At 44.6% G+C, this 23,017-nt stretch carries 18 protein-coding genes and 1 pseudogene; 18 read left to right on the plus strand and 1 reads right to left on the minus strand.

The genetic code is table 11. The features are described from left to right. Positions 1-75: 75 nt before the first annotated feature. Positions 76-831: an IclR family transcriptional regulator gene (locus tag F551_RS0100740; RefSeq protein ID WP_018995553.1), complete on the plus strand. Its 756-nt coding sequence runs from the start codon at positions 76-78 to the stop codon at positions 829-831. Position 832: 1 nt separating this feature from the next. On the opposite strand, the gene F551_RS0100745 is transcribed toward F551_RS0100740, so the two are convergent. Further along, positions 833-1,819, minus strand: a complete 987-nt coding sequence (locus F551_RS0100745) for a LacI family DNA-binding transcriptional regulator (RefSeq protein WP_169334112.1) — start codon at positions 1,817-1,819, stop codon at positions 833-835. Positions 1,820-1,931: 112 nt separating this feature from the next. On the opposite strand from F551_RS0100745, the gene F551_RS16000 reads away from it, so the two are divergent. The 17 genes and pseudogenes from F551_RS16000 (at position 1,932) to F551_RS0100825 (ending at position 22,955) form a co-directional block, all read left to right on the plus strand. Continuing rightward, positions 1,932-2,933: a phosphotransferase family protein gene (locus F551_RS16000; RefSeq protein WP_169334113.1), complete on the plus strand. Its 1,002-nt coding sequence runs from the start codon at positions 1,932-1,934 to the stop codon at positions 2,931-2,933. Beyond that, a complete protein-coding gene (gene eno, locus F551_RS16005) occupies positions 2,930-4,231 on the plus strand; it encodes a phosphopyruvate hydratase (protein WP_018995556.1) in 1,302 nt (433 codons plus the stop codon). The genes F551_RS16000 and eno overlap by 4 nt, the downstream gene beginning before the upstream one ends. 15 nt (positions 4,232-4,246) lie before the next feature. After that, the gene (locus F551_RS0100760; RefSeq protein ID WP_018995557.1) at positions 4,247-5,104 is read left to right on the plus strand and encodes a fumarylacetoacetate hydrolase family protein; all 858 of its coding nucleotides are present in this window, start codon (positions 4,247-4,249) and stop codon (positions 5,102-5,104) included. Then, complete coding sequence (locus tag F551_RS0100765) at positions 5,104-5,850, plus strand: SDR family NAD(P)-dependent oxidoreductase (protein WP_018995558.1); 747 nt, start codon at positions 5,104-5,106, stop codon at positions 5,848-5,850. Before F551_RS0100760 ends, F551_RS0100765 begins: the two co-directional genes overlap by 1 nt. Positions 5,851-6,273: 423 nt before the next feature. Beyond that, entirely contained in the window at positions 6,274-7,722 is a 1,449-nt protein-coding gene (locus F551_RS16010) for an SLC5 family protein (RefSeq protein WP_018995559.1), read from the plus strand. 98 nt (positions 7,723-7,820) lie between these two features. Next, positions 7,821-8,823: pseudogene (locus F551_RS17610) on the plus strand (beta-galactosidase); the annotation flags it as partial. Continuing rightward, positions 8,803-9,669, plus strand: coding sequence for a beta-galactosidase (locus F551_RS17615; protein ID WP_407636361.1), 867 nt, complete (start codon positions 8,803-8,805; stop codon positions 9,667-9,669). The pseudogene F551_RS17610 and the gene F551_RS17615, both read left to right, overlap by 21 nt. Positions 9,670-9,769: 100 nt before the next feature. Next, positions 9,770-10,645, plus strand: coding sequence for a helix-turn-helix domain-containing protein (locus tag F551_RS0100780; RefSeq protein ID WP_018995562.1), 876 nt, complete (start codon positions 9,770-9,772; stop codon positions 10,643-10,645). Between the two features lie 213 nt (positions 10,646-10,858). Beyond that, positions 10,859-12,994, plus strand: a complete 2,136-nt coding sequence (locus F551_RS0100785; RefSeq protein ID WP_018995563.1) for an alpha-galactosidase — start codon at positions 10,859-10,861, stop codon at positions 12,992-12,994. Positions 12,995-13,004: 10 nt separating this feature from the next. Continuing rightward, positions 13,005-14,537: a glycerol-3-phosphate dehydrogenase gene (locus F551_RS0100790; protein WP_018995564.1), complete on the plus strand. Its 1,533-nt coding sequence runs from the start codon at positions 13,005-13,007 to the stop codon at positions 14,535-14,537. An 18-nt stretch (positions 14,538-14,555) separates the two neighbouring features. Beyond that, positions 14,556-16,073 (plus strand): glycerol kinase GlpK, encoded by a 1,518-nt coding sequence (gene glpK / locus F551_RS0100795; RefSeq protein WP_018995565.1) that lies wholly within the window; start codon positions 14,556-14,558, stop codon positions 16,071-16,073. Between the two features lie 34 nt (positions 16,074-16,107). Next, complete coding sequence (dgoD, locus tag F551_RS0100800) at positions 16,108-17,253, plus strand: galactonate dehydratase (RefSeq protein ID WP_018995566.1); 1,146 nt, start codon at positions 16,108-16,110, stop codon at positions 17,251-17,253. A 30-nt stretch (positions 17,254-17,283) separates the two neighbouring features. After that, positions 17,284-18,216 (plus strand): 2-dehydro-3-deoxygalactonokinase, encoded by a 933-nt coding sequence (locus F551_RS0100805; protein WP_033404356.1) that lies wholly within the window; start codon positions 17,284-17,286, stop codon positions 18,214-18,216. A gap of 18 nt (positions 18,217-18,234) precedes the next feature. Next, positions 18,235-18,876 (plus strand): 2-dehydro-3-deoxy-6-phosphogalactonate aldolase, encoded by a 642-nt coding sequence (locus tag F551_RS0100810; RefSeq protein WP_018995568.1) that lies wholly within the window; start codon positions 18,235-18,237, stop codon positions 18,874-18,876. Positions 18,877-18,891: 15 nt separating this feature from the next. Next, positions 18,892-19,794: an SMP-30/gluconolactonase/LRE family protein gene (locus tag F551_RS16020; RefSeq protein ID WP_018995569.1), complete on the plus strand. Its 903-nt coding sequence runs from the start codon at positions 18,892-18,894 to the stop codon at positions 19,792-19,794. A 114-nt stretch (positions 19,795-19,908) separates the two neighbouring features. After that, entirely contained in the window at positions 19,909-20,046 is a 138-nt protein-coding gene (locus tag F551_RS17345; protein WP_018995570.1) for a hypothetical protein, read from the plus strand. A gap of 98 nt (positions 20,047-20,144) precedes the next feature. Then, positions 20,145-22,955: a TonB-dependent receptor gene (locus F551_RS0100825; protein WP_033404357.1), complete on the plus strand. Its 2,811-nt coding sequence runs from the start codon at positions 20,145-20,147 to the stop codon at positions 22,953-22,955. Positions 22,956-23,017: the final 62 nt, after the last annotated feature.

Here is a 23,017-nt window from a genome sequence, read left to right on the forward strand (position 1 = left end):
ACAATAGTCAAATGTTAATTTAATTCGTCTGCCTTTATTGGGGAGTTGTTCTTCAATGGGAGATTGAGGTTCTAAATGAATAAGTCAGTGAAATATTCTGCGCCTGCACTGGAAAAAGGGCTCGAAATTTTGGAGTTTTTGTCAGCAGAAAACTCACCTTTATCTCAATCTGAGATCGCGAATGGCGTCAGCCGATCATCGAATGAAATATACAGAATGTTGGTGTCTCTAGAAAACAGAGGGTACATCATTCGTGATGATGTTTCGGGTAAATATAGTCTTTCTTTAAAGCTCTTCACATTGTCCCGCACGCATTCTCCTGTTGAACAATTGCGGTTTGCTGCACAAATACCGATGCTAGAGTTGGCGCAGCAAGTTGGCCACGCTTGCCATTTAAGTGTTTTATATGATGGACAGTTATTGGTTGTTAGTCAGGTGAAAAGTCCGACACCAGTGTCTCTCTCTATTGCTGAAGGGACGCTCTTTCCATTGCTGTCGACAGTTTCTGGTCGCGTAATCCTCTCTCAACTGTCGCATAAGGAGCAGTTAAAGCACATCGTTAAAGTCACTGGATTGGAGGCGGCTGATCACGAAAACATGCTGAGCCAGCTGGAGAATGTCAAAAGCACAAAGAAACTGCTTTGCGAAAGCGAATTGACTTTGGGCGTTACCGATTGTGCTTCTTTTGTTGGTAAAACTGAATCTGGATTAGTGGCGGCGGTGGCTGTGTCAGCTTTATCTTCTGCTTTGATCAAAGACGTTGAGAAAGAGGCGCTCTTAAGCGCTGTTGAAGTCGCTGCTGAAAAAATAAATGTATCGCTTGGGCTTTGATCTATCTCACGGTCAATGAAGCTGGATGTATATATGATTGAGGTCCGACTATTTCGTCTTTTTGAAAGCCAGATAAAAGTTCAACAGCCGACTTTGCAAGTTGATCGAGTGGAAGTGAGATTGTGGATATGCCTCCACCAAGCCATCTGTAAAATGTAGAATCGCCATATCCGATAAAGGCGCGCTCTTTAAAAGAATAGCCGTCAGATTGAAGTAATGCGTTGAGTGCACCCAGTGAGATGTTGAAACCTCCACACAGTATTGCGGTGGTCTCTGGGGTGTTCTGCACGATGTCCAGTGCCGTTGTGTATCCGTAATCGAAGTTTGGTAGTCCAGTGAAGGTATTGACCTGTTCTGAGGGGACGCCGTGCTTTTTGATGGAGTTTTGGAAAAATTCCTGTCTGCGTTGACCTGAGGCCAAGCGATTATCTGCACCAATATAGGCAAACTTTTCATGCCCAAGGTTTACGAGGCGACTTATTGCAGCGTCAATTGCCGGCTCTTCGTTTATCAAAAGGTGGCAAGTCTCAGGCTGAGTATTTCTTGTCCTAATAAACTGTACAATATTGAGGCCTGAATGATTGGGTTGATAGTTCGTTGGTGTTGGGCTTGGCACCATTATTACGCTGTGGGCTTGGGCTTCTTTTAGGAGTGTGAGGGCGCGTTCTTCCTTAGTGATATCGTCATGCGTTAGATGGATCAGCAGATTAATTTCTTTTTCATTACAGGCATTTGTAAGTGCATCTGCAAAATGAGCATAAAATTCATTGCGGATATTGGGAACTAGAAGGCCCACGATCGCCGGTTTTTCTCCCCGCATGGTTAAAGCGGCAGTATTTTTGACGTAGCCTAATTCTTTTGCGCGGTTGAGAATGCGGTCTCTTAGCTCGGGTTTCACATTCTGCTTTCCACTCAAGACGCGAGATACAGTCATGTGCGAAACGCCCAGATCCGCTGCAATTGTTTTGATAGTTACTTTTACGGGCAAGACGGACATTCCTTCAGCTTGTTCATCAAAATAAGTCGAGAAAAGCCTTGACACAAGTCGAAAATTTTATCTTATGTTCACGTGAACATTTATAATTCGACTGGAGCCTAGCTTGAGTAGAGATCTTAAATCCTTGTGCGAAGAGCTAGTTGTTGAGCTGAAACTTGGTCAACCATCAGACATTCAGGAAATCCGTCCGCTTACAGGTGGAGTTGCCTCTGATATCGCCTTGGTAGAGATAGGCGAGACCAAGTATTGCATGAAGTTTGCGCGTGAAAAGTTGCAAGTGGCTGAAGATTGGTTTGCCCCGCTTCATCGCAATGCGGCAGAATATGCGTGGTTGAAGTTTGCTTCCTCGGTATGTGAGGAGGGGGCTGTTGCGCTCTTTGGTCAATCAGAAGCATTAAATGGCTTTGCTATGGAATTTGTATCCGGAGAAAATGTATATCTCTGGAAAGATCACTTGCTTGATGGAATAGCAACCCCAGCAGATGCGGTCAGTGTCGCGCGTTGTTTGGGGCAGATACAGTCAGCATCGACCGCAGCCGACTTTGACCGCTCGAAGTTTGAAAATCAGGATGATTTTCGTGCCCTGCGTCTTGAGCCTTATTTGACATTTCTTGTTTCTAAACACCTCGATCTAAAGGCACTTATTACAGAAATAGAAACGACACTCTATGAAAGTTCAAAAGTGCTGGTGCATGGAGATGTCAGTCCTAAAAACATCATGTTCAAAAACGGTCAGCCGATATTGCTTGATGCAGAGTGCGCGACTTTAGGGGATGCGAGTTTTGACCCTGCTTTCTGCATGAATCATCTAATTTTAAAGGCAGCGTATTTGCCAGACCATACCGATGAAATGTTGGGACTAGTCGATGTGTTCTGGGGCGAGTATTCTTCCTGTATCGATTGGGAAGATGAGCAAGCGTTGGAGAAACGCATTTGTGCACTTTTGCCGATTTTGATGTTGGCACGTGTCGATGGGAAATCGCCTGTAGAATATCTAAAACCCAAAGCTCAAGCACAAGTTCGGGCGTTGTCAATTTCCCTTATTCAAAATCCAAAATCTACAATTTCAGAATTCCTTTTGGAAGTGAAAAAAGGTCTAGTATGAGCTCTTCGATAATCAGCAAAGTTTTTGCACGTCGCGTGTGGGATTCTCGCGGTAATCCAACTGTTGAAACAGATATTTATCTCGCAAATGGTTCGATGGGGCGCGCAATAGCGCCTGCAGGTGCATCTCGCGGGACACGCGAAGCTGTCGATCTTCGTGATGGTGGCGAGCATCTAGGCGGTATGGACGTGATGGGGGCTGTTCGTAATGTAAATGAAAAGCTAGCACCTTCATTGATTGGTATGGATGTTTTGGATCAAAAAGCGATTGATACGCAATTGATCGAGATTGACGGCACAAAACTAAAATCAGCGATCGGTGGCAATGCTATGATCGCAACATCATTGGCGACACTTCACGCTGCAGCTGCTTTCAATGAAAAGCCTTTGTGGGCGCATGTTGCTAATGCTTATGACCGCAAGCCGACTATCCCATTGCCGGAAATTCAGATTTTTGGTGGTGGCGCACATGCTGGTCGTCGCGTGGATGTGCAGGATTTCATGGTGATGGTGCCAGGTGCGTCGTCATTTGATGAAGCCATGGAGATTACATCCAATGTTTACCGCGCGGCGGGTAAAATTATGGAAGCGCGTGGTAACCTTGCAGGTGTTGCTGATGAAGGTGGATGGTGGCCAGTCTTCTCAAACAATGAAGAAGCATTGGAAACACTGACACAAGCGATCGAAGATGCTGGCGAAGTTCCGGGTGAACGTGTGATTATTTCGCTCGATATCGCAGCTTCTGAGTTCGGAAACAAAGACGGCTATAAACTCGCTCTTGAAGATCGCGCTATTGATACAGACGGTATGATTGAGATCCTTGGCAAATGGATTGAGAAATATCCAATCGCATCTATCGAAGACCCTCTTGCTGAGGATGATGTAGACGGGATCAAAGCTTTCACCAAAGCGTTCGGCGACAAAGTTCAGATCATTGGTGATGATTACCTGGTAACCAATGCTGATCTAGTTCGTGAAGCTGCCAAAGATAAAGCCTGTAACGCGGTGCTTGTGAAGGTGAATCAAGCAGGGACTGTATCTGAAGCAATCGACACATTTGAAGCGGCTAATGAAGCAGGCTTCCGTTCTGTTGTGTCTGCCCGTTCGGGAGAAACTGAAGATGTGTCGATTACACATCTTTCAGTTGGTTTGGGGGCTGGTCAGCTAAAAGTGGGATCATTCACGCGCTCAGAGCGCATGGCGAAATGGAATGAGTGTATTCGCCTTCAGGAAGAAAAAGAAATTGGTGCTTTCGTAGGTGGAGAGCCGTTGAAAAACACTTGGTGGAAAAAACAATAGGTAGGAGACACGACAATGCAATTCATACGTTTTGGAGATCGTTACGGCAAAAAGACACCATGTGTTGTTGATGCTGATGGTAAGTACATAGACATTTCTTCTATTGTTGAGGATGTAAATCCCGAAACAATCGAAGCTGGCTTAAAGGATAAAGTGGCAGCAGCTGATTTGTCTGCTCTCCCAAAATTTGATGCCGCTGGAAAGCGTCTTGCGCCGCCATCCGCTCAACCAAGAAACATTTGGTGTGTAGGTTTGAACTTCTCAGATCATGCTGCTGAAGCCGGTTTGCCAATTCCTGAGGAGCCAATTTTGTTTAACAAATCTTCTGCGACTTATTGTGGTCCGAACGATCCAATCCTGTTCTCTCCTAAAATGACGAAGCTGGACTGGGAAGTTGAGCTTGGGATCGTGGTTGGCAAGAAAACTTTGAACATCACAAAAGAAGAAGCTTTGGATCATGTTCTGGGGCTAGTGCTCGTAAATGATGTGTCTGAACGTGCTTGGCAGATGGAACGCAGCGGTCAGTGGGTGAAGGGGAAAAGCTTCCCGAATTTCTGTCCAACTGGTCCAGTTATAAGAACACTTGATGATATTGAAGATCACAACAATCTTAACATGTGGCTTGATGTGAATGGGAAGCGTTGCCAGACAGGTAACACTGATAAAATGATCTTCGATGTTGCTACAATTGTATCTTACATGAGTGAGTTTTGTCAGTTGGAGCCAGGTGACCTAATCTGTACAGGTACTCCTCCAGGTGTCGGCGCAGGAATGAACCCTCAGCAATGGTTGAATGTTGGTGATAAAGTTGAACTTGGAATTGATGGTCTTGGTACGCAAAAACAGACAGTTATCAATCTAGGTGACGCGTGATGAGTAGATTTCAAAGCAAATCTGCCGTTATCACTGGTGCGGCTCGTGGTATGGGCTTTGAAATTGCAAACCAGATTCTGGAAGAGGGCGGTTCTGTGAGCCTTTGGGATTTTGATCAAGATGGTCTAAATTCAGCTCTGGATAAATTATCTTCTAAGGGTAATGTGCTTGGCCTGAAGGTTGATGTTAGCAACCTTGAAAATGTTGAAGCGGCTGCAAAAGATACGGCTGAAAAGCTTGGTGGTGTCGACATTCTGGTGACAAGTGCTGGTATTGCAGGACCAAATGCTCTCGTTGAAGAATTTCCAGCTGAATGGTGGCACCGCGTTATGGCAGTAAACCTTGGCGGTGTTTTCAATTGCTGTCGTTCTGTTGTTCCTTATATGCGCGAGAAAAACTATGGCCGTATCGTCAACGTAGCGTCTGTTGCAGGTAAAGAAGGTAATCCAAACGCGTCTGCTTACTCAGCTTCTAAAGCGGGTGTTTTAAGCCTCACAAAAAGCTTGGGTAAAGAGCTTGCGACAACAGGCATTTGTGTCAATGCAATAACGCCAGCTGTTATCAAAACCGAGATGCTTAAAGATGTAACGGAACAGCAGATTTCATACATGTTGGCCAAAATACCAATGGGCAGAATGGGAACTGTAGAAGAGGTCGCAAAGATGGCGCTTTTTCTAGCTTCAGAAGACTGTTCTTATTCAACGGCTGCTGTGTTTGATATGACGGGCGGTCGCGCGACTTACTAGCCTTTATAATTGCTTTTATTAGCTTTTTCAAAATCCAGTACACACTGATTGCTTTGCTATTTTATGGGTAATCTGTCGTGCTGGATTTTTTTGTTTTAGATTAGTATTGATTGCATATCGGTATGGGATGCTCTTTATGGGGGATGCCAAAAAACACATGCTATAACCAATCGGCCTATTGGGAAGGGGCGTTATGTGTGTACTCTTTATGCCATAATACCAAGACGAGAAAATTAAATTCGGAGCGAGAATGGGTTTGTTCAACAGTTGAATGTTGAATGGATTGTAGATCAAGTTGATCTATTCAGCCTGTTGCGGTCAAACTTCGCCTAAAGAATATCATATGAAAATATGGTCTAGTGGTCAGTTTTTAATTCGGTTTTCTTGTTGAGAAAAGAATAAAACATTTCGAGGGGTTTGAGGATGCAACCAATTCAGTTGGCAATTTTTGTCCTGATCACAGCGTTAATTGGATTAGCGACGTGGTGGCAATGTCGTAAAGCAGTCGGCGGCGATAAAAGTTCGGGCCATGACTATTTCCTCGCGAACGGTGGATTGAATTGGTATTTTGTGGCTGGTTCTATCACCCTGACGAACCTATCAACCGACCAATTAGTTGGGATGAATGGCAATCAGATGCTCTTGATTGTCTGGTGGGAATTGGCAGCTGTCTTTGGGTTGTTCGTTCTGACCTATGTTTTTCTTCCGATTTACTACCGAAATGATTGCACAACAACGACTGAGCTGTTGCAGAAAAAATATGGCAATAAACATATTCGTGCTTTGATTTCATTGTTGTTTTTGTTGGGTAATTTGTTCATATTCTTGCCGGCAATTTTGTATGGGGGAGCACTGTTCCTTAAATCCATGACAGGAATTGAAGTACCGCTGCTGGCTATATCAATAGCATTTGCGGTTGCTGGAGCTTGTTACGCAATTTTGGGCGGTCTTCGCGCCGTTGCGGTTTCTGATACCTTTAGCGGTTTTTTGATTTTATCATTGGCGGTGCTCGTTGCGGTTCTTGCAATGAAGGCCATCGATTTTGACTTTAGTGGAATACCGGCTGAGCGGTTGACCTTGTTTGGTGGGAATGATTCCCCCATTCCTTGGCATACTCTGTTTACAGGTATGATATTCATTCAGGTGTTTTATTGGAGTACCAATCAAACGATTACCCAGCGCGCAATGGCTTCACCGTCCTTAAAAGAGGGGCAAAAAGGTGTGCTGGTTGCAGCTCTCATTAGGTTCCTCATCATTCCTTCGATTGTCGTCATTCCTGGTATCGTAGCGTTTAAATTGTATGGTGACATAAATGATGCGGCTTATGGCCGTATTGTCGGTGATGTGCTTCCCGCTTGGTTATCTGGTGCGTTCGCAGCAGGTATTGCTGCTGCCGTTTTGACGACATTTAATTCTATTCTGAATTCTTCAGCTGCACTTTATGTTTGTGATCTTCACGAGCCTTACATTGGAAAGATCAAACGTATTCCACGTGTAAGTGCTATCGCTTCTATCGTCATGACTATCTTGGCAATCGCATTGGTTCCAGTTTTCGCTTCTCAAGAAAGCATAATCAACACAGTTCAACAGTTGTATGGACTTCTTTCGATGCCAATTTTGTCAGCATTTATTGTTGGCTTGGCGTTCAAAAATGTTGAGGCTTGGGCAGCTATTGCAGCAGTTATTATTGGGGTCGCTTTCTACGCATTCATGAGTTTCGTGTGGACGCCAGTTCACTATATTCACGCAATGGCGATTACTTTGGTCGTGAGTGTATTGTCTGCTCTTCTTGTAAATTTGGTTGTTTTTGGGCGTCGAGCACAATTGGTATTTTTTGAGAAAAAAGATGCCCAAACCGACCCAGCTCAGTAGCTTGTTTGGATAATATGATGACTAATACTCCCAGCCTTGGCGTATGCTATTTTCCAGAGCAGCGATCGGAAAGTGAGTGGCAAAACGATATTGATCGTATGGTTGATCTTGGGCTTAAAAAAGTACGTATTGCTGAATTTTGTTGGTCATTAATTGAACCTGAAGAGGGGCAATACGAGTGCGGCTGGGCTTGAGGTTATTTTATGTACGCCAACTGCAACTCCCCCTAAATGGTTGATCGATAAGCATCCTGAAATATTGGCGATAGATGAGCAGGGGCGGCCTAGAAAATTTGGATCGCGACGCCATTATTGTTTTTCTTCCGTTATCTATAGAGAAAAAATGCAAGGCATCGTTCGCGCTTTTGCTGAACGCTATGGACAGAATAAATATGTGACAGCGTGGCAAACTGACAATGAATATGGTTGTCATGATACAACGCGAAGTTATTCGCAGGATGCAAAGCTTGGCTTCAGGAATTGGCTTGCTGAAAAGTATGGCAACATTTCAGTGCTCAACGAAGCGTGGGGAACTGTTTTTTGGAGTCAATTGTATTCGAGTTTTGAGCAAATAGACCTCCCGAATCTTACGGTAACAGAGCCAAATCCTTCGCATGTGTTGGATTTTTATCGGTATTCTTCTGATCAGGTGGTGTCGTACAACAAACAACAAGTTGATATCCTGCGGGAATTATCACCCGGCCGTGATATTATTCATAATTTTATGGGTTTTTATCACGAGTTCGATCACTTCAAAGTGGGAGCTGACTTAGACATTGCTGCGTGGGATAGTTACCCAACAGGTTTCCTTGAAATGTTTTCTTTTTCTGATGAAGAAAAGAAGCGTTATTATCGTCAAGGGCATCCTGATATTGCTGCATTCCATCATGATTTATACAGGCGTTGCGGGAATGGGCGGTGGGCTGTCATTGAACAGCAGCCTGGTCCCGTAAACTGGGCGCATCATAACTCAGTTCCTCTTCCTGGAATGATCAGATTGTGGACACATGAAGCGATTGCGCATGGAGCAGAATTTGTAACCTATTTTCGCTGGGATCAAGCCAGATATGCCCAAGAGCAAATGCATGCTGGCTTATTGAGACCTGATAATGAGCCTTCGCCCGCGTTTGAAGAGGCGCGTCAGGTTGTTTCTGAATGTGCGAACCTGCCAGATCTGAAAACAGAAAATGCTGATGTGGCACTTGTATTTAGCTATGATGCACTTTGGTTGTTTGAAGCACATCCGCAGGGAGCAAGTTGGTCTTATTCTGATTTGTGTTTTCGTTGGTATTCTCAATTACGACAACTGGGGCTAAATATTGATATAGTTGCACCAGGTGATGACTTGACCGCATACAAGCTTGTCGTAGTGCCTTCACTTCCTCACGTTGACCCTAAAACGATGGAAGCGTTGAAGCGGACCGACGCTGTTGTTTTGTTTGGCCCTCGAACGGGATCTAAAACAGCAAATTTGCAGATACCTGAAAATCTTGCACCTGGGCCAATTCAAGAGCTTGTCCCAGTTAAAATAATTCAGTCGGAAAGTTTGTCGCCGATAGTAAACGAAGCTGTTTCTTTCAAAGGCAAAGAGTATGAAGGACTGCAATGGTTAGACTATGTTGAGACAGATCTACCGGCGTTGGCTCAGAGGAAAACCGGAGAAGGAGTTTATTTTGGTGAGGGGCGTTATAGGCTCCTATGTACCGTGCCGGATAAGCGATTCTTAGGAGATATATTCGCAGAGTTGCTTTTTGAGGCAGAGATTGAATTCCATCCTTTAGGTAATGATGTACGCTCCCGAATTAAGGGAGGATGCACTTATCATATGAACTATGGGCCTGAAGCCTTGCCGGAACAGTTTGGTACTCTTTTGAAAGAAAAAGATGTGGCTTTTGGGTCAGAAAACTTTGGTCCTGCTGAGGTTGTCGCGCAACTAAAGAAAGTTTAGTTATAAAACATATTGTATAGTAAAATTAAGATTGCCAGATAAGTAAAGATTTTGCTGACCGAAAGCATGCATGAATGGGGAGAAGGAGCTCGCATTAAAAATGCAGGAAGGTATCTCTGTAGAAGACGTAAACTGGGAAGATAGCGAGTTAAATCGAGTTGTAATTCGCAACACGGCGATTTCTCCTTTGGGAGGGTTGCGCATTGCCGGAATTCTCGAAGCAGCGTCTGGAATGGCAGAAGCTTCGCGTGTGTTTCAGAGATATTCAATCGCTTATGTTGTTTCGGGTAAGGGCTATTATTACGGTAAAACGACAGGTCGTTTTGCGGTGAATCCTGGCGATGCTATTCTTGTGAGGCCAAATGAAGAGCATCACTATCGTCCCGATTGGGGGACGGTTTGGAGTGAGATTTTCTTTGAATTTGAAGGACCTGTTTTTGATCTGTGGTTTGATGAAACCAAGATGGATTGGAGTGAGGCTGTTTTCCGTTTAGAACCAATTAGTTATTGGAAAAGTAGGTTCCTTGAAACTATCGGGGAATCAAATAATGGAAATCCAGCAAAAATGCTTTCAGAGTGTTTGAGAATCCAAGCGCTCTTAAATGATATTCAAGCGCTCTTAAATGATATTCAAGCGACTTCTCAAGCCTATGCTGTTGATGAACTCGCATGGTTGGATGACGCGAAGAAAGCACTGGTTGATCAGCCGGATGGAAAGGCAGCGGCTCAAGTATTGGGTGTTAATTATGAAGTGTTTCGAAAGCGTTTCAAAAAAATGGTTGGCATGTCGCCGGGGAAATTTAGAAACTCGCTTATTATGGATAAGGCCTGTCATATGCTGGAGGGAAGTGACGTTACAGTAAAAAGCGTCGCTGAGGAGCTTGGGTTTTGTGATGAGTATCACTTCAGTAAGCAGTTTAAGCGCACGATAGGGTGGACGCCCCGTGATTATCGAAAGCGCTTTTATAACTTCTAGTGCAAAGTAATTTTCAATACCAAAAAACACATGCGGACGCCAATGGAGCCATGGAATAGAGCTGTTATTGCCGCTATATTTTGTCCATATTGTAAATAATGGTTGTTGGGTGAACATGGTCTGCATTCTGGTTTGAATGCTTGAGGTGATATATCTACTGTATGACTTCTCTTCCATGACATTCTTTAACCTGTATTGTGGAAGTTTGATTGCATGCCTACCGAATTTATTTCAATTGCGTCGGCCAATACTCAGCTAGTACTTGATGTGAAAATTGGTGCGCGCCCAAGAATTCTCTATTGGGGAAGTGTGCTGAAAACAGCAGAGGCCGAAGAGCTGAAACTGCTTCATCAACGTCAGTGGGTGCATGGTGGTGCTGGGGTAGATATACACTCTTCACTTTCAAATGAGCTTGGGGCAGGCAAAGCCGGAGCGTCCGGCTTTTTAGCCCATAGAAATGGTTTGGATTGGGCGGCGGTTTTTAAAGTTGTTGCTGTAGAACAAACTTCCGAAGGGCGTGTGCGGATCAAGTGTGAAGATCAAAACCTAAAGCTGAAGGTTGATTACGACTTATCAATCGATCCTTTCAGTGATGTGTTAGAGGCTTCAACAGAGATCACAAACTGCTCTGACCGTGAATTAGAATTAGATTGGTGTGCTTCTATCTGTATGCCTCTTGATCAACGATTGGATCGAATTGTTGGGTTCACGGGGCGGTGGGCTTTTGAATTTTCTCAAGAAGATGTTGAGTTGTTCAGGGGAAGTTATGTTCGCGAAAATAAAAATGGGCGTACGAGCCATGACAATTTTCCAGGACTGCTAGTTAAATCAAAATTCACTGGAGAAGAGCAAGGGATTGCCGCGGGGTTCCACCTTGGTTGGAGTGGGAATAATCGTGTTCGCGCAGATAAAAATGCCGACCAATGTAGCTTTGTTCAGATGGGGGAGATGTTTTTCCCTGGCGAAATGAAGCTTGCTGCAAATGAGTGCTACAAAACACCTGTTTTGTATGCGGCGTGGTCTGAAAATGGCTTGAATGGTGTATCCCAACAATTCCACAAGCATGTACGCAATAGCGTGTTGGATGGCCGTATTCGTGATCGGGTACGACCAGTACATTACAACACTTGGGAAGCTGTATATTTCGATCACTCTGAAGAAAAGCTGATGACTTTAGCGCAAAAAGCATCTGAAATCGGGGTTGAGAGATTTGTGCTGGATGATGGTTGGTTTGGATCTCGTCGTAGTGATAAATCTGGTCTCGGTGATTGGGATGTGTCACTCGATGTCTATGAGCGAGGCCTGCAACCATTAGCGGACAAAGTGCGTAATCTTGGAATGGAATTTGGTATCTGGTTCGAACCTGAAATGGTGAATCCGGATAGTGATCTTTACAGAAAACACCCTGATTGGGTTTTAGAGGCTCCGGGTGTTGAGCAAGTTCCTTTTAGAGACCAATATGTACTTAATCTGACCATACCCGAGGTTAGTGATTATCTCTTTGATAAAATGAGTCATACAGTAGATGCACTCAATGTTGCCTATGTTAAGTGGGATATGAATAGAGAATTGCATCACCCTGGAAGTGCTGGGCGAGGCTCCGTGCACGAGCAGACAAAAGCGGTGTATGCTTTGATGCGTCGCTTGCGCGATGCCCACCCTCAGCTTGAGATAGAAAGCTGTGCGTCTGGTGGTGGACGTACTGATTACGGCGTGCTTCGTCATACTGACAGAATTTGGACATCAGATAGCAATGATGCGTTGGATCGCCAACGTATCCAAAAAGGTGCGAGCTATTTCTTCCCGCTTGATATAATGGGTGCCCACATTGGCCCTAAACATTGTCACATAACTGGACGGGTCTTTTCTATAGAATATCGTGCTGCGACTGCGATTTTCGGACATATGGGGCTTGAATTAAATCTTCTGAGTGAGGAAGTTGATGAGCTCGAAGTTATCAAGAAGGCAATTGAGATTTATAAGTCTCACAGAGAATTGCTTCACGCTGGTGAGTTGCATCGTGTTGAAAGTCCAGATTATCTGAATGTGATAAATGTAGTCGCACCAGATCAATCTGAAGCTCTAATGTCGTGTGCGAAATTAGATTCTTATGCAACTTCTTTGCCCGAACGTGTCCGTTTTGCGGGGTTGAAGCCTGAGATGAAATATCGTGTGCAATTGATTTGGCCAGGTGGTGAAATTAGTCGAACTGGGCCATCAATTGTTGAACGTGCAGATTTAATGGGCAAAGGGAGTGTGTTCTCTGGGGAAGCCCTCATGAAACATGGTTTGCAATTGCCTGAAACTTTTCCAGACATGTGTCTGATTTTTAAAGTTAAATCTGAATAAAGAGCTGGATATGACAGACGTGAGTGAAGTCAAAGACCTTTTAGTTATCGGTGGTGGAATCAACGGTGTTGGTATTGCACGAGACGCTGCGGGTCGCGGTATGAATGTGACATTGGTTGAGAAAGATGACCTAGCTCAACACACATCTTCTTCGAGTACTAAGCTTATTCATGGTGGTTTGAGATATTTGGAACACTATGATTTTGGGTTGGTTGCCAAAGCGTTGGCAGAGCGCGAAGTCCTATTACGTGCTGCGCCTCACATTATCTGGCCTATGCGATTTGTGTTACCGCATCAAAAAGGGCAGAGGCCGGCTTGGTTGGTTCGCTTGGGATTGTTTCTATACGACAATTTGGGTGGCCGAAAATTGCTTCCGGGCACTAAGGTGTTACGTCGCAAATCTTCAAATAAGTTTGCCCCGTTAAAAGAAGAGTTCAAGTTTGCATTTGAATTCTCAGATTGTTGGGTAGATGACGCCCGTCTTGTTATTCTAAATGCAATGGCAGCGCGTGAACAAGGAGCAGACATTCGTACACGCACGCAATGTATAGGTTTGCACCGTCACACAGATTTTTGGGAAGCAGAGCTGAAGACACCAGACGGCAACATTGAAAAAATAAAAGCCAAAGTCATAGTCAACGCAGCTGGTCCGTGGGTGGAAGAGTTAAGCAATTTAGCTGTAGGCGGAAGCAATGTAGCTAAGGTCCGACTGGTAAAAGGTTCCCACATTATCACGGCAAAGCGCTTTGAAGGTGAGCATAGCTATTTCTTTCAGAATGGTGACGGCCGGATAATGTTTGCTATTCCCTACGAAGAAGGAAGAATGACTCTCATAGGAACGACTGATGAGTTGTATGAGGGGGATAAGGATGCGGTTGAGATTTCAGATGGTGAAGTTGATTACCTTATCTCGTGCGCAAATGAGTATCTGGAGAACCCGATTGCGCGAGAAGATATAACATCAACTTATTCAGGTGTTCGACCGTTATATGACGATCAAACAGAAAATGTCTCCAAGGTAACGCGTGACTATGTGTTGGCTTACAATGATAGAGATGGTGCACCTATCTTGTCTGTTTTCGGCGGTAAAATCACGACATACCGCACCTTAGCAGAAGCGGTTTTAAAGGACTTACATACCGTTTTTCCAAATATGAATGGACAATGGACGAAAGATGCAAGCCTTCCGGGAGGGGATATCGCTGAAGCTGATTTTGATGCTTTCTTGATGCAGCTTGAATCTAATTATCCGTGGTTTGATAAGACTAATTTGAAGCGTCTAGCCCGCGCCTATGGCACTAGAGTGAATGAAATATTCGACGACGCCTCGTCTATGGAAGATTTAGGGCGTGTGTATGGAGCCGGACTTTCAGAACGAGAGCTGGAATATCTTGTCGAGAAGGAATTTGTCACCAGCGCGGACGACATTCTTTATAGGCGTTCAAAACTTGCACTGCACTTGAGTGAAAAAGAAGTTCAAGAAATCAATGACTGGTTTGACAGTACGGCAAAAGCCAAAGATCTCGATCAAGTCACAGCGTAATCAAAGGGGAGTTGTAAAATGAAATCTGGTCAGGTCATCTTGGCGGTTGATAGTGGAACTACATCTTGTCGTACTTTGGCATTCGATCATAATGGTCAGATTTTAGCGACTGAACAACTCCCGTTAACGCAGCACTTTCCTGAAGATGGGTGGGTTGAGCACGACGCCGTTGAAATATGGCTAAACACGCTGAAAACAATCCGTGGTGCGATTCAAACGTGTAAGGATATTCACCAAACACCCATAGCTATTGGTATAACAAATCAACGTGAAACAGTTATTGTTTGGGACCGTGAAACAGGAACGCCGATACATAAAGCTCTTGTCTGGCAAGACCGTAGAACAGCAGATTTTTGTAATAAGCTCTCTGAAGAAGGGCTGACTGAAGAGGTGCAGGGTGCAACAGGTTTGTTGTTGGATCCGTATTTTTCTGCGTCCAAAATTGCATGGATTTTAGATAAAGTGCCTGGTGCACGAGAGCGCGCTGAAAAAGGTGAGTTGGCCTGTGGAACGGTTGATTCCTACATTATATGGCAGCTGACGGGTGGCGAGAAACATCTCACTGATGAAACTAATGCATCTCGCACAAGCCTCTATAATATTCATGAGGGCAATTGGGATGAACGTATGTTGGAGATTTTCAACGTGCCAGCTTCGCTGCTGCCTAATGTGCTTCCGAGTATGGCTGATTTTGGCAAGGCAGACATTGAGACTCTTGGCGTAAGTCTACCTATTTGTGGTGTGGCAGGTGACCAACAGGCCGCATCATTCGGACAGGGCTGTTTTGAGGCAGGTATGTCCAAAGCAACATATGGAACAGGTTGTTTTGTATTGGTGAATACTGGAAATACGCCAGTGACCTCCTCACATAAATTGCTCACCACGATTGCCTGCCGTGCTGGCGGCGATGTTCAATATGCAGTGGAAGGATCAATTTTCATTGCAGGTGCGGTGGTGCAGTGGATGAAAGAGCGCATGCAGCTTGTCGAGGCGAGTGGGGATACAGAGGAGCTTGCGGCGGCACTTGAAAGCAATCGTGGTGTGTACCTTGTACCAGCTTTCACCGGGCTAGGTGCTCCTCATTGGGATAGCGAAGCGCGTGGGGCAGTTTTTGGTTTGAGACGAGAAACTGGAAAACGTACTATGGTCCGCGCGGGATTGGAATCGGTGGCTTACCAGACGCATGATTTGGTTTCAGCACTTCAAGCAGATGGTTTTGAATTAAGCGCTTTGCGCGTTGATGGCGGTATGTCTCAAAACAATTGGCTGATGCAATTCTTGAGCGACGTTCTTCAAATGCCTGTTGAGCGTTCCTCAACAATTGAATCTACCGCTCTTGGTGTGGCGATGCTTGCGGGATTGCAAGTTGGATTTTGGAAAGATCAAGAGGATCTCAGATCTTGTCTTGGGACAACTCAGACCTTCCCGCCCAAACTAGATAAGACAACAAGAGATCAGCAATTAGCTGGCTGGGATGTTGCCGTGAAATCGGTGAGATACCACGCTCAATTGACAAAAGAAATTTCAGGCGATTGACGCCTTCAAACAAGAAAAAGACAGAGTTATTCACGTGAAGATTACATCTATAAAGACTTTTATCGTACCGCCTCGTTGGTGTTTCTTGAAGATAGAAACTGATGAAGGTGTTGTGGGGTGGGGTGAGCCTGTCATTGAAGGAAAAGCTGCAACAGTTGCTACGGCGGTTGATGAATTATCGGACTATTTAATCGGAAAAGATCCAGCTTTTATCGAAGACCATTGGAACGTTATGTATCGCGGCGGTTTTTACCGCGGCGGCCCAATTTTGATGAGTGCGATAGCGGGCATAGATCAAGCTTTGTGGGATATAAAAGGAAAAGTGATGGGGCAACCCATTCATGCCCTTCTTGGTGGTGCTTGCCGAACAAGCATGAAAACCTATAGCTGGGTTGGTGGTGACCGCCCAGCCGATGTTGCCAATGCTGTGCGTGAACGAATTGCGCAGGGCTTTGACTCTGTAAAATTGAATGGTGCCCAAGAACTTCAGATTGTTGATAGTCACAAAAAGATAGATGAAATTGTTGAAACAATCAGTACCGTTCGTGATGCGGCTCCTGATGTGAATATTGGTGTGGACTTCCACGGGCGTGTTCACAAACCAATGGTGAAGACATTGGTAAAAGCGCTAGAGCCTTTCAATCTGATGTTTATCGAAGAGCCAGTTCTATCTGAGAACTTTGAAGCAATTCGGGACATCGCGTCCAATACGCACACACCAATTGCTTTGGGTGAACGACTGTATTCTAGATGGGATTTTAAAAACATTCTCGCGTCAGGTTATGTCGATATCATTCAACCAGATTTGTCTCACGCTGGTGGTATTACAGAGTGTCGTAAGATTGCATCGATGGCGGAAGCGTATGACATAGCATTAGCGCCTCATTGTCCGCTTGGTCCAATTGCGTTGGCCGCATGTCTTCATGTTGATGCTGTCAGCTACAATGCCTTCATTCAAGAGCAGAGCGTCGGGATCCACTATAATGCTGGTGCGGATCTTTTAGATTACATCACAAACAAAGAAGTGTTCGATGTTGAAGACGGCATGATGAAATTACCACAAGGACCAGGGCTTGGTGTCGATGTGGACGAAGAGTTTGTAAAGAAAATGGCAGAGACAGGACACAACTGGAAAAACCCGGTTTGGCGTCACAAGGATGGCTCAGTTGCCGAATGGTAGAAAAAACTCTTTGGTTTGAGTGATCAAGATATGTCGAATTCTAAATACATTGTTGGCAATTGGGGCACAACGAGCCTCAAACTCATGCTCATCGAAGTTTGTGATGAGGATGTCAAAGTCCTAGAAGACCGAGAAGGACCTGGTGCTAAGAAAGTACAGCAGGATCAGTTTGGTAATGTGCTTTTCGAGGTCGCCGCAGATTGGCTCGACAGAAGTGATGGCAATCCTATTTTTCTAGCTGGCATGGTTGGTTCGACTATTGGCTGGAAAGAAATTGATTACTTAGACGTCGCCATTTGCGAGAAGTCCAAATTCCTTGAGACAGTCTGTTTTCAGGAGCAGGGGCGTGAAATTCAAATCGTGAAGGGGCTTAAATATCAGTCCAGTGATGGTGAATTTGATGTCATGCGTGGTGAAGAAGTAGAGATTGCGGGGGCGTTAGCTGAATTCCCTGAACTAAGTATTGGTGAGCAGGTTTTGTGTGTTCCTGGGACGCACGCCAAATGGGTAAAATTGCTCGATGGTCAGATTCAATCATTTTCAACATCTGTTGCTGGAGAGTTATTTGCTGGCCTTAAACAAAATGGTGTGTTGATACCATCCAATTCACAATTGCCAGTGGAACCAAGCGCGTATTTTGAAAAAGGCGTGAAGTCTGCTTTAGCGACGCAAAAGGCATTTGTGCATCAGTTATTTAGCGCGAGAACCGGCCAGCTTCTAAAGGGAGAAACCGCAGCGCAGGCCGCAGAACGTTTGTCTGGCCTTATAATCGCGAATGATGTCGCTGGTGCGTTGATGCGATTGGATGATCTAGATCAAAACATAGTGGTGATCGGAAATGATAGCCTTGTGGACCGTTATTGTCTCACCATCCGAGCGTGCGGAAAGCGCGCCACGCCTATGGTGACCCTGAAAGCTTCATCTCTTGGGTTTTCGCAAATAATTCAATCAATGAAACTATAAATTGATGGTAGATAAAAAATGAAATTTAACACCATAGATACTCAATTGGATGCAATGCCATTGATTGCAATTCTTAGAGGAATAAAGCCTAGCGAAGTGCTAGAGATTGGCCAAGTTTTGGTAGAGGCCGGTGTTCATGTCATCGAAGTTCCTCTTAATTCTCCAGAACCTTTGGATAGTATTCGTCTCTTGGTAGAGAAACTGGGAGATCAAGCTTGGGTCGGTGCTGGAACAGTTTTGTCACCTGATGATGTGCGTGCAGTCAAAGAAGTAGGTGGGCAATTGATTGTATCCCCCAATGCAGATGTTGATGTGGTGAAAGAAACTGTTGCCAATAACATGGCGTCTTTCCCAGGGGTGCTAACGCCAACCGAAGCATTTGCAGTTGTTAGAGCGGGGGCCAAGAATATCAAAATATTCCCAGCTGGAGCCAATGGTCCAACATTTATCAAAGACCTTAAATCAGTTTTACCAAAAGAAGTCCGTGTTTGTGCTGTGGGAGGAGCTAACGCTGAAAACGCCCATGTATGGTTTGAAAATAAAGCTGATGGGGTGGGTATAGGTTCAGGAATATACAAAGCTGGGGACACGGCTGAAATAGTGAAAGCGAAAGCTGAAGAGCTAGTATCTGTTATCAACGCTTTTAGATCCAAGAAATAGTCACGAGGCCTATCTATGCAAGCACAACTCATTGAAACTATAGACGTTGGGAATACTCTCGGTGAAGGTGTGCTTTTTCGAGAGAGTGATTCCACTGTTTGGTGGACAGATATCCAATCTTCAAAACTCTATTGTCTTGCTTGGCCTAGTTTAGTCTTGAATTCTTATCCTACTCCAGAACGAGTTTGTGCATTTGCTTTTGTTGAGGGGGCTGATGATAAACTGCTCGTCGCTTTTGAGACGGGGTTTGCATACTTTCTTCCTAGCTCTGAGCAAGTTATTTGGATTGCAAAAACCTATGAGCAAGGGTGTGGTGTTCGCATGAATGACGGGCGTACGGACCCAAATGGCAATTTCTGGGTCGGATCAATGGTTGAGCGCCCATTGGAAAGCGGTGAAGCTCCTTCTGGTCAGTTGTATCGACTGATAGGAAAAGACAAAACAATTGTGGGACGTAGTGGGATTCATATCTCAAACGGGTTGTGTTGGTCAGCAGATGGAAAATATGTGTATTTTGCCGACAGCCCAACGGGAGTGGTTCAGCGAGCATCTTATGATTTGAATTCTTGTCAGATTGGCGTTTTTGAAGATGTCTATAAATTTGATGGTGTGAACCCAGACGGCGCTATCACAGATAGAGCTGGGAATTATCTGTCTGCTTTGTGGAATGGAAGCTGTGTAGCGGTCATTTCCGAACAAGGAAAACGTGTTTTCGATATTGAATTGCCAACGCCTCAGATCACTTGTCTGGCTTTGGGCGGGCCCAAACTAAATTTACTGTTCGTGACATCAGCTTCTGATGGATTACCTCAAGATGATAATGGTGCATCACTCGATAAACAGGCGGGAAATCTATTTATTTTAGAGACTGACTTCGACGGTTGTCCTTCCGTTCCCGCCAAGCTGAATCTTGCTTAAATTGTTATTTCCTAATGATCATTATGATGAGCTTTGATTAAATTCCGCTAGGGAAGTGGTTCGATAGACTACGCAAAACCGTTACATTTTGGTCACTGTCACATGGAGAAATGCATGAGACGCTTGCATTTTTGTATGAGTGAAAATGTATCAAAATATACCATTATTTTTGATATACTCGCTTTGAATGCTGTATTACACCGTAAAATGGGCGTTGTTGGTGTGATTTGGGCTAAAGGTAACACGATATAGAATACCAAAAAGCACAAGCGAACTCCATATCAACCATGGTTCATCAGGTTTAGTGTCATAATATGCAAGCATAAGATACTAAAAACCGGGAGGACTGAATGAAGAGTTTTAAAGATATCCTGCTTGGAGCAAGTTGTTGTACAGCGATGCTTGCAATGGCTCCAATCGCAATCGCTCAAGAGAGTGTTGAAGAACCTGCAGCCGAAGAAAAAGCATATCAGGACGTTATTGTTGTAACTGGAATTCGGAAGAGTTTGCAGCAAGCAATGGATGTAAAGCGTGCTGCAAAAGGTGTGACAGATTCTATCGCTTCTGAAGATCTAGGTAAGTTTCCTGACCTGAATGTTGCTGAGTCGCTACAACGTGTACCAGGTATTGCGATCGACCGTTCAGGTGGTGAAGGTCAAGCGGTAACGGTGCGTGGACTTGGTCCGCAGTTCAACACAGTTCTGTTAAATGGTCGCCAAGTTGCAACTGATAGTGGTGGTCGTGAGTTTAATTTTGACACATTAGCTGCTGAACAAATCACGGGCGCGACTGTATATAAGAGTGGTCAGGCTTTCCTCCAAGAGGGCGGTATCGGTGGTACTATCAACGTAACTACAGCGCGTCCATTTGATAACCCAGGTCTGCAAATGGCTGGTTCTGTTAAGGGTGTATATGAGAGCCTTTCAGAAGAAGTTTCTCCGGCTGCTTCTTTCTTGATCAGCAACACTTTTGGTGCAAATGATGAGTTTGGTGTTCTCGCGGCATTGAGCCACCAAGAGCGTAAGGTGCAGATCAACCGCATTGAAACAGCGGGTTGGAGACCTGGTCAGACAATTTCAAACACTGTTGACCCAGATAATGATCCAGCCACTGACAATAGCGTAACAACAACACTTTTCGAGAACGCTTATATTCCTCGGAACTGGGACCAAATTGTTGATGATCAAGAGCGTACACGTACAAACGCCAGTCTTGCGCTTCAATATGCACCATCCGACAGCATTACTCTTACTTTGGACGGTTTTTATTCAAAGTTTGAAGTGGATTCAGAGGTAACTGACCTTGCTTCATGGTTTGAGCCAGATCGTGTTGGAAGTGCTACAATTGATGAAAATGGTACTCTAACTTCATTTACTCAAGAGATTGGTTTGAGTGGTGGTTCTGGTAACCCTGCGACTGACTTTGTGTCTCACACACGAAATTCTCGCGATTCAGAAACGCTAGGTTTCGGTTTCAATGTTGATTGGGATATTTCAGATAACCTAAATGCTAACATTGATCTGTCTCACTCAACGGCTGAAAATGACCGTGCAGGGCGCGACCGTTTCAACGTGATCGGGATTATCAACAACTACTCATTTGATGGTACGGGTGGAACACCAACTGTTGCACATGATGGTTTTGTGGATGGAAGTCTTCCGGACGCAAGCTTAAGTCGCCTGCACTACAATGAAAAAGGTAACCGTCCTACGGATGAGGACGAGATCACTGAGTTCAAAGCTGACTTTACTTACACACCAGATGTTGAAGGTGTAGAAGAGGTTCGTTTTGGTTTCTACAATCAATCTCGTGAGAAATCACAATTCCAAATCTTTGGTAACCAATGTGCATTCTGTGGATACGGCACACCGGCACCAAATGATGTTTTGAACTTCAGACCATTCACGGCAAACAACTTCTTCAGCGGGTTGATTGATACGTTCTACACTTACGATGGTGATGCATACGTTCAGTATCTTGCTGATCAAGGTGTTCCGATTGTTCCTGTTCTTCAAAACAACCGTTACACAGTTGAAGAGAACATCATCAGTGCATACGCCGATTTCACATTCGGATTTGATGCTGGTTCTGTTCCGGTAGAAATCAATGCAGGAATGCGTTACTCAGACACTGAAACAGATGTTGCTGCAGTTCAAAGTTTCATCGCAGATGTTATTCCAACATCTGACCTAACATTGTTCTCCAACGTGTTTGGTCCTGCAACTGACTTTTCAGAAAGCGGCGAGTACGACAATTTCCTTGGAAACTTGAACGTTACTTTTGATGTGACAGAAGACATGAAGCTTCGTTTCGCAGCTTATGAGTCTCTTACGCGTCCAACTCTTTCTGAATTGTCGCCTGCGACAAACTTTGGTGAGCCGCGTCGTCAGAACTTGACTGCTTCTGGTGGTAACCCAGCGCTAAACCCATTCTTATCTACGAATTTCGAAATTTCGTATGAGTGGTACTATTCAGACGACAGCGTGTTCTCGATTGCTGCTTTCCGCAAAGATATTGACAACATCATTGTTAACTTGACGGGTACTGAAGAGTTTACGCTGACCAACCGTACTGCTGCAGACGGTTTCCGCTGTGCTGATGCGCTTTGTGTGAATGGGGCTTTGGATCCAAACAACGACATCGTAGCAAACACAGAAGAGCTAAATGGTGCTTCTGAAATTTACACTGTTACACGTCCTCGAAACGGTGAATCTGCATCTGTAGAAGGTGTGGAAATCGCTATCACTCACGTGTTTGATATGGGTTTTGGTATTGCTGCTAACGCAACTCTAGTAAGCAGTGACGTAACAATCGACCCAACTTCTTCAACGAACTTCTCGCTTGAGGGTATTGGTGACTCATTCAACCTGGTTGGTTTCTATGAGAATGATCGATTGCAAGCACGTATCGCTTATAACTACCGTGATGAATTCCTGCGTCAGATCGATAACGGATTTAACGGTGAGCCAGTGAATACAGAAGCCTTTGGACAGGTGGATGTAAGTGCTAGCTTCGACATCACAGACCAATACACAGTCTTCTTTGAAGGTATCAACATTACTGAAGAAGAGCTAAGACAGTATGGTCGTTTCCCGAACCAGATCTACAACATTGAAGACAATGGTTCGCGTTACGCTGTAGGTGTTCGTGCTACTTGGTAATTTGCAGATAGCAAATTAACTTAACGCTCAATTTGGGCCGGTAGCATTGTGACTATCGGCCC

Origin of the sequence: Hirschia maritima DSM 19733 (assembly GCF_000378345.1) — a bacterium.
Classification (GTDB): Bacteria; Pseudomonadota; Alphaproteobacteria; order Caulobacterales; family Hyphomonadaceae; genus Hirschia; species Hirschia maritima.